Here is a 6,436-nt window from a genome sequence, read left to right on the forward strand (position 1 = left end):
CAGCTCGTTCCTGATCGCCTCGGCCTCGTCGAGGCCGTCCTGCTCCAGGGCGGACAGCCGGTCGCCGCGCAGGCACGCCTGCGGGAACCGGGCCAGGGCGGCTGCCCCCTAGCCGGCGATCACGCCGATCTCCTCGTACTGCTCGATGGCGGAGGAGGTGTCCATGCCGGGCGCCTCCCGATCGGAGTGGGCGGCCTTGAACGAGTCGGAGCGCAGCCAGGCGACGAAGTCCGCGCGGGAGTCGAACTCCATCGTGGACACGTAGGGCTGCCCCTCCTCCGTGGGGCGCAGGAGCGAGCTGCGGCGCAGGCCGGGCACGCCGCCGAGGGTGGCGCGCATGCTCTCCATGAAGGTGGCCTCGAAGGCCTGGGCGTCCTCCGCGGGGACGTCGATGCGGTTCATGATCATGTGCATGAGGAGTGGTCCCTTCTCCGTGAAGCGCCGCGACCCAGTTCCCGAACGCCATGTCGGAATGATACCAACACCGCGTCGGCATCATAGAGGGGTCTCAGCGTGTGGAGGCGCCGCCGGGCGGGGGCAGGCCGAGACGGCGGTGGGTGTCAGCGGCGGCCTGGGCATGGGCGGCCGCCTCCTCCTCGCGGCCGAGGCGTGCGGCCAGCCGGGACAGGACGTCGTGAACGGAGCCCCAGGCGACGCTGCCCATGCCCATGACGATCAGCTGCCCGGCCACCGGCAGCAGCCGGTCGTAGAGCGCGCCCGGATCGGGGGTGCCGAGACGGGCCGCCACCAGGCCCCAGACGGGGAACAGGAAGTCTCCCGCCCAGTCGTCCCGCAGATCGCCGCCCCAGCGGGCGGCCAGGTCGGCCGCCAGGTCCTCCTCGCCCACGTCGAGGGCGGCCAGCACGGCCAGCGGCCGGACGGGCGTCAGGTCGCGGCGGCCGGCCGCCGCGACGAGCTCGTCCAGCACCTCGGCCACCCGGCCCTGACCACGCCTGCACGTGTAGAGGACGGCCAGCCGTCGCGCCTCCTGCCCCCACAGGCTGGCTCCGTATCTCAGGTCGGGGTGGCTGCCGAGCAGCGCCTCGGCCTCGGACCAGCGACCGTGCAGGGTGTGGCCGCCCGTCTCGGCGATGCGCACCATCGCCTCGGGCTCGGGGCGGCGGATCCGTTCGAGCAGGTGCTCGCAGCGGGCCAGCTCGCGCTCCCACTCGGCCAGCTCGCCCGCCCGCAGCAGGCAGGACATCCGGATCACGCCCGCCACCAGCCGCGCCTCACGGGGCAGGCCGGGGATGGCCAGCATCTCCTCGGCGGCACGCAGTCGGGAGGGGTTGCGGCCGAGAACGAAGCCGGCGATCAGGTAGTTGTTGAGGGTACGGGCCAGCAGCGCGGGATCGGCCAGCCGGCGGGCGATCTGCACCGCCTCCAGCGCGAACCGCTCCCCCTCGGCGCGCCGTGGCCCGTAGTGCAGCTCGGCGCCGAGGGTGCCGAGCAGAGTCGCCCTCGACTCCTCGTCGAGCGGCGTGACCAGCAGATCCTCCAGGGTGGAGACCAGCTCGTCGTCAACGGTGCCGTAGGGACGCCAGTTCCACACCGACAGGCTGCCCGACACCGACACGGCCGCCACCAGCGCCTCCCGGTCGCCGAGCCGCCTGGCCCGCGCGATCGCCTCGTCCAGGTCGCGGAGCGCGCCGCCCGCGTCGCCCACGGCCCGGCGAGCCTGGCCGAGCTCGGTGAGCACGCGGCACCGGGCCGCCGAGTCGCCCGGCGGGAGGTGGCCGAGCGCGAGCTCCCAGAGCGCCACGGCCTCGGTGTAGCCATGGCGCGCGGCGGCCTGCCGGGCGGCGGCGGTGGCGTGGCGGACCACCCGGTCGCCCGCGCCGAGCGTCGCCGCCGCGGCGAAGTGGCCGGCGAGCAGAGCGGGGTCGGTGCCGGGCACCGCCTCCAGGTAGTCGCCCGCCCGCAGGTGCAGCCGGGCCCGGTCCAGCCGGGTGAGGCCGGTGTCGAGCGCCTGGCGTACCAGGGCGTGGGAGAAGCGGTAACCGGCCGCCTCCTGGAGCAGGCCGGCGGCGAGCGCGGGTTCGAGATGCGTCATGACGTCCTCGACCGGCCGCCCGGCCATGGCCGCCAGGAGGTCGAGCGGCACCTCGCGGCCGGCCGTGGCCGCGGCGCCGAGCAGGTCCCTCGTCGTCTCGGGCAGCCGGGCGAGCCGCCGGTCGATGACGTCGCGGGCGCCGGGCGGGACCAGGTCGCGCTCGCTCGCGGGCAGCCGGAGCAGCTCGGTCAGGTAGAACGGGTTGCCACCGGACCGGTCCAGCATCACCTCGGGATCGGCGTCCACCTGCCGCAGCCGCAGGTAGTCGCGCACCTGCGCGGCGTCGAAGGGCGCCGGCGAGACGCGCGGGCTCTCCCGCGACAGCGCGGCCAGCGTCTCGCGGAGCTGGCCGGGGTGCTCCCCCGGCTCGGGGCGGACGGTGGCGACGACCAGCGTCGAGGTGCGCGGCAGCTCGCCCGCGACGTGGCCGAGCAGCCGCAACGAGGAGACGTCGGCCCAGTGCAGGTCCTCCAGCACCAGCAGGAGCGGGGCCCCGCGCAGCCGCGCGAGCACACCGTCGTAGAGGTCGAACAGCTCGGCCTGCGGCTGGGCCGGGACCAGGCCGGCCTGGGTCCACGGCCACAACGCCGGCGTGGGCCCGCCGTCCAGGCAGCGGCCCCACGCCACCTCGAACCCCCGCGCCTCCGCCTCGTCGGCCGCCGCCCTGGCCAGGCTCGTCTTGCCGATGCCCGCCTCGCCGGTGACGAGCAGCAGTCCGCCCGTGCCCCGGCGCGCCGCCGCCAGCAGTTCCCCGACCAGCTGTAGCTCCGCCTCCCGCCCGATCAGCCGGGTGCAGGGGGTGTTCGCCGTGCCTGACGGGCCCAGCGGAGAGCCGGCCGCTTCGCCGCCCGACCGGCCGGGAGGAGCTCCGGCCGCTCCCGCGCGCCCGCCCGGAACACCGGTCGCTTCGGCACCCGCATCCAGGATGCCCGGGGTGTCCGGGGTGTCCTGGCCGATTCCTGCCGCGAACGGGCTCGGGGCGTCCAGGGTGGGTGACTGGTCGAAGACGGCGCGCTCCAGCCGTTTCAGCTCCGGCCCCGGCTCGATGCCCAGCTCCGTCGACAGCAGGGAGCGCACCCGGCGCAGCGCACCCAGCGCGTCGGCCTGCCGGCCGGCCCGGTAGAGCCCGAGCACCAGCAGGCCCCAGGCCCGCTCGCGGTAGGGGTTGGCGTCGGCCAGCGCCTCCAGGTCCGTCACGCTCGCCTCACCGAGCGCCAGCCGGGCCTCCAGCAGGTCCTCCTCCGCCTGCAGCCGCAGCTCCCGCAGCCGGGCGGGCGCCAGGCCGGGGAACTCCGCCAGGGGCTCCCCGCGCCACAGCTCCAGCGCCCGGTCCAGCACGTCGCGGGCCGAGGCGAACCGCCCGCCGCGCACCAGACGCCGCCCGTCCTCGGCCCACGCCGTGAAGCGCCCGACATCGGTCTGGGCAGGCGTGACGTCGAGCAGGTAGCCGGGCTCCCGGGTGAGCAGCAACCGCGGCGGGGTGCGCGGCCTGCGGTCCGGCTCCAGCGCCCGGCGCAGATGCGAGATGTACGCCTGGAGGGTCGCCGTGGCCTTGGCCGGCGCCACGCCCGCCCAGAGCTCCTCGATGAGCCGGTCGAGCGGCACGATCCGGCCGGGTTCGAGCGCCAGCATGGCCAGGCAGGCGCGCTGCTTGCGCGTGCCGAGGTCGAGCGGCCGACCGGCCGCGTCGTCGGCCTCGACCGGGCCGAACAGTCGGATCTCCACGAATCCCAAGTCAACCCCAAGTCTCGCCCAAGGGCCGCATCGCATGCTGGGCGCATGAACGCACTCAAGAACATGGTCAAGGGCAGGGTGCTCGTCCAGGGCGACGAGGGTTTCGACGAGGCGCGCACGCCGTGGCACCTCTCGGTGGACCAGCCGGTGCTGGCGGTGGTGGACGCGGAGGACGCCGACGACGTGTCGGCCGTGGTGAGCCACGCGCGGTTGCACGGGCTCGCGGTGACCGCCCAGGCGAGCGGTCATGGCGCCTCGGGTGACACGGAGGGCGCCATCCTGCTGCGCACGAAGCGGCTCGGCGGGGTGGAGATCTCGGACGGTGTGGCCCGGGTGGGGGCGGGCGTGCAGTGGGGTGAGGTGCTGGCCGCGGCCGGCCCGCTGGGGCTGACCGGCCTGGCGGGCAGCTCGCCGGTGGTGAGCGTGACCGGCTACACGCTCGGCGGCGGCCTGAGCTGGTTCAGCCGCAGGCACGGCTGGGCCTCGGACAGCGTGCGGGCGTATGAGGCGGTGGACGCCGACGGCGCCCAGGTGCGGGTGACCGCCGGGTCCGACCCCGAGCTGTTCTGGGCGCTGCGGGGTGGCGGCGGCAGCTTCGCCGTGGTCACCGCGCTGGAGTTCGACCTGCACCCGGCGCCCTTCCTGTACGGCGGGCGGATGATGTGGCCGGCCGACCGGGCGGCCGCGGTGTTCGAGGCGTTCAAGGAGGTCACCGCCGAGGCGCCGGACGAGCTGACGCTCTGGTACGTCCTGCTGCAGATTCCCGGCGGCCCGGGCCTCGTCGCGCTCGACGTCACCTACCTGGGCGAGCACCCGGGTGGCCTGCTGACCCGCTTCGAGAAGATCGACGGCATCATGGGCGACAGCCGGGGGCCGCTGCCGGTGGCGGCGCTGGGGTCGATCTGCGACGAGCCCAGCGACCCGAGCCCGGGGATGGCCCGGTGCGAGCTGCTCACCGAACTCCCGGACGACGTGCTGTTCGGGGAGCCGATGGATCCCCTGATCAGCGTGCAGATCCGGCACCTGGGCGGGGCGCTGGCCCGGCCGGCGGCGGGCGGCGGCGCGGCGGAGCCCCTGGCCGAGCCGTACTCCGCCTACCTGTTCGGGATGCCGTCGGAGGCCACGGCCGAGCGCATCGCCGGCCTCGGGACCGCTCTGGTGCCGTACGCCAGCGGGCGCAAGCCGTACAGCATGCTGACGGCCGGGGAGCGGGCGGCGTCCGCGTTCTCCGGTGACGCGCTGGCGCGGCTGCGGGACCTCAAGCGCGCCCGCGACCCGCACGGCGTGATCCGGGCGAACTTCCCGGTGGACGCCTGACAGGCCCGGCACGCGTGCACAGCGGGCGATGACATTATGTGACCATGCGCCCACCCCGAGCGAGATATTTCAACACCACCGGCCCGTGTGACCCGCAGCGGCACTACATGCTGCCCCCCACACCACGGATCCCGCAGGCACGGGTGCTCATCGACATGGATCGTTACTTCGTGCTGCACGCGCCCCGGCAGACCGGCAAAACGACGGCGCTGGGCACGCTGGCGTCCGAGCTCACCGCCGAGGGTGACACCGCCGCTCTGCTGTTCTCGTGCGAGCGTGCCAAGGCGGCCGGCGACGACTACGCCGCCGCGGAGTCACTTCTGCTGGATTCCCTCCGCGAGGCCGCCTCGCGGTCGGGATGGCCGGACGAGCTGCTCCCACCGGATCCCTGGCCGCAGGCACCTCCAGGCGCCCGGTTCGGCGCGGCTCTCAGGGAGTGGTGCCGTCACTGCCCACGCCGGGTGGTGCTGTTCTTCGACGAGATCGACGGCCTGCAGGGCAATAGCATGATCAGCGTCCTCAGCCAGCTCCGCGCGGGTCACAACGCACGGCCGCAAGGCCATCCGTTCCCCTCGTCCGTGGTGCTGTGCGGGTTGCGCGACGTGCGTGACTACGAGGTCGCCTCGGGCGGCGAACCCGACCGGTCCAACCCGATCAGTCCGTTCAACATCATCGCCGAGTCGCTGCGCCTGGGCGACTTCACCGCCGACCAGATCGCCGAGCTCTACGACCAGCACACCCAGGCGTTCGGCCAGGAGTTCACCAAGGACGCGGTGGACCGCGTCTTCGAGCTGACGCAGGGACAGCCGTGGCTGGTCAACGCCATCGCCCATGAGATCACCTTCAAGATGGAGGTGGCCGGCGCCATCACCGCAGGACAGGTGGACGAGGCGAAGGAACGGTTGATCCGCGCGCGCGCCACCCATCTGGACGCCCTCGTGACGCGGCTGCACGAGCCACGGGTGGAACGGGTGATCGAACCGATCGTGGCGGGAACATGGCCAGGCACGGACACTTCTTTCGACGATGACGTCTCCTACGTTCATGATCTGGGCCTCATCCGGGGAACCAGGGACCTGGAGATCGCCAACCCCATCTATCGAGAGGTTGTGCTGCGGGTCCTGGGCGATCGCACGGAGCGGTTCGTCAAGGCCGATCCGCGCAGTTTCGTGCTGCCCGACGGCCGGTTCGACCTGGGGCGTCTGCTGGAGGAGTTCGTCGTGTTCTGGCGCGAGCACGGCGAGGTCCTCATCCGGCAGGAGGGCTACCACGAAGCCGCCTGCCAGATCATCCTCATGGCATTCCTGCACCGCCTGGTCAACGGCGGAGGCC

General features: G+C 73.8%; 4 protein-coding genes. 2 read left to right on the plus strand and 2 right to left on the minus strand.

Annotation, left to right across the window (positions count from 1 at the left end; genetic code table 11):
- Nucleotides 1-108: 108 nt before the first annotated feature.
- Together AC5L3X_RS39010 and AC5L3X_RS39015 are read right to left on the minus strand one after the other, a co-directional pair.
- Nucleotides 109-414 (minus strand): antibiotic biosynthesis monooxygenase family protein, encoded by a 306-nt coding sequence (locus tag AC5L3X_RS39010; protein WP_494863812.1) that lies wholly within the window; start codon nucleotides 412-414, stop codon nucleotides 109-111.
- A 94-nt stretch (nucleotides 415-508) separates the two neighbouring features.
- The gene (locus tag AC5L3X_RS39015; protein WP_494863814.1) at nucleotides 509-3,778 is read right to left on the minus strand and encodes an ATP-binding protein; all 3,270 of its coding nucleotides are present in this window, start codon (nucleotides 3,776-3,778) and stop codon (nucleotides 509-511) included.
- A 54-nt stretch (nucleotides 3,779-3,832) separates the two neighbouring features.
- On the opposite strand from AC5L3X_RS39015, the gene AC5L3X_RS39020 reads away from it, so the two are divergent.
- On the plus strand, nucleotides 3,833-5,104 hold the full coding sequence (locus tag AC5L3X_RS39020) for an FAD-binding oxidoreductase (protein ID WP_494863816.1): 1,272 nt from the start codon (nucleotides 3,833-3,835) through the stop codon (nucleotides 5,102-5,104).
- Nucleotides 5,105-5,148: 44 nt separating this feature from the next.
- Nucleotides 5,149-6,436 (plus strand): AAA family ATPase (locus AC5L3X_RS39025; RefSeq protein WP_494863818.1); only part of this gene is annotated, 1,288 nt, incomplete at its 3' end.

The sequence above is a fragment of the Nonomuraea sp. CX421 genome (assembly GCF_059358955.1).

Excerpts from the sequence above, each read along its gene's own strand:
- AC5L3X_RS39010 (WP_494863812.1), bottom strand. The coding sequence starts at position 414 with ATGCACATGATCATGAACCGCATCGACGTCCCCGCGGAGGACGCCCAG.
- AC5L3X_RS39020 (WP_494863816.1), top strand. The coding sequence starts at position 3,833 with ATGAACGCACTCAAGAACATGGTCAAGGGCAGGGTGCTCGTCCAGGGC.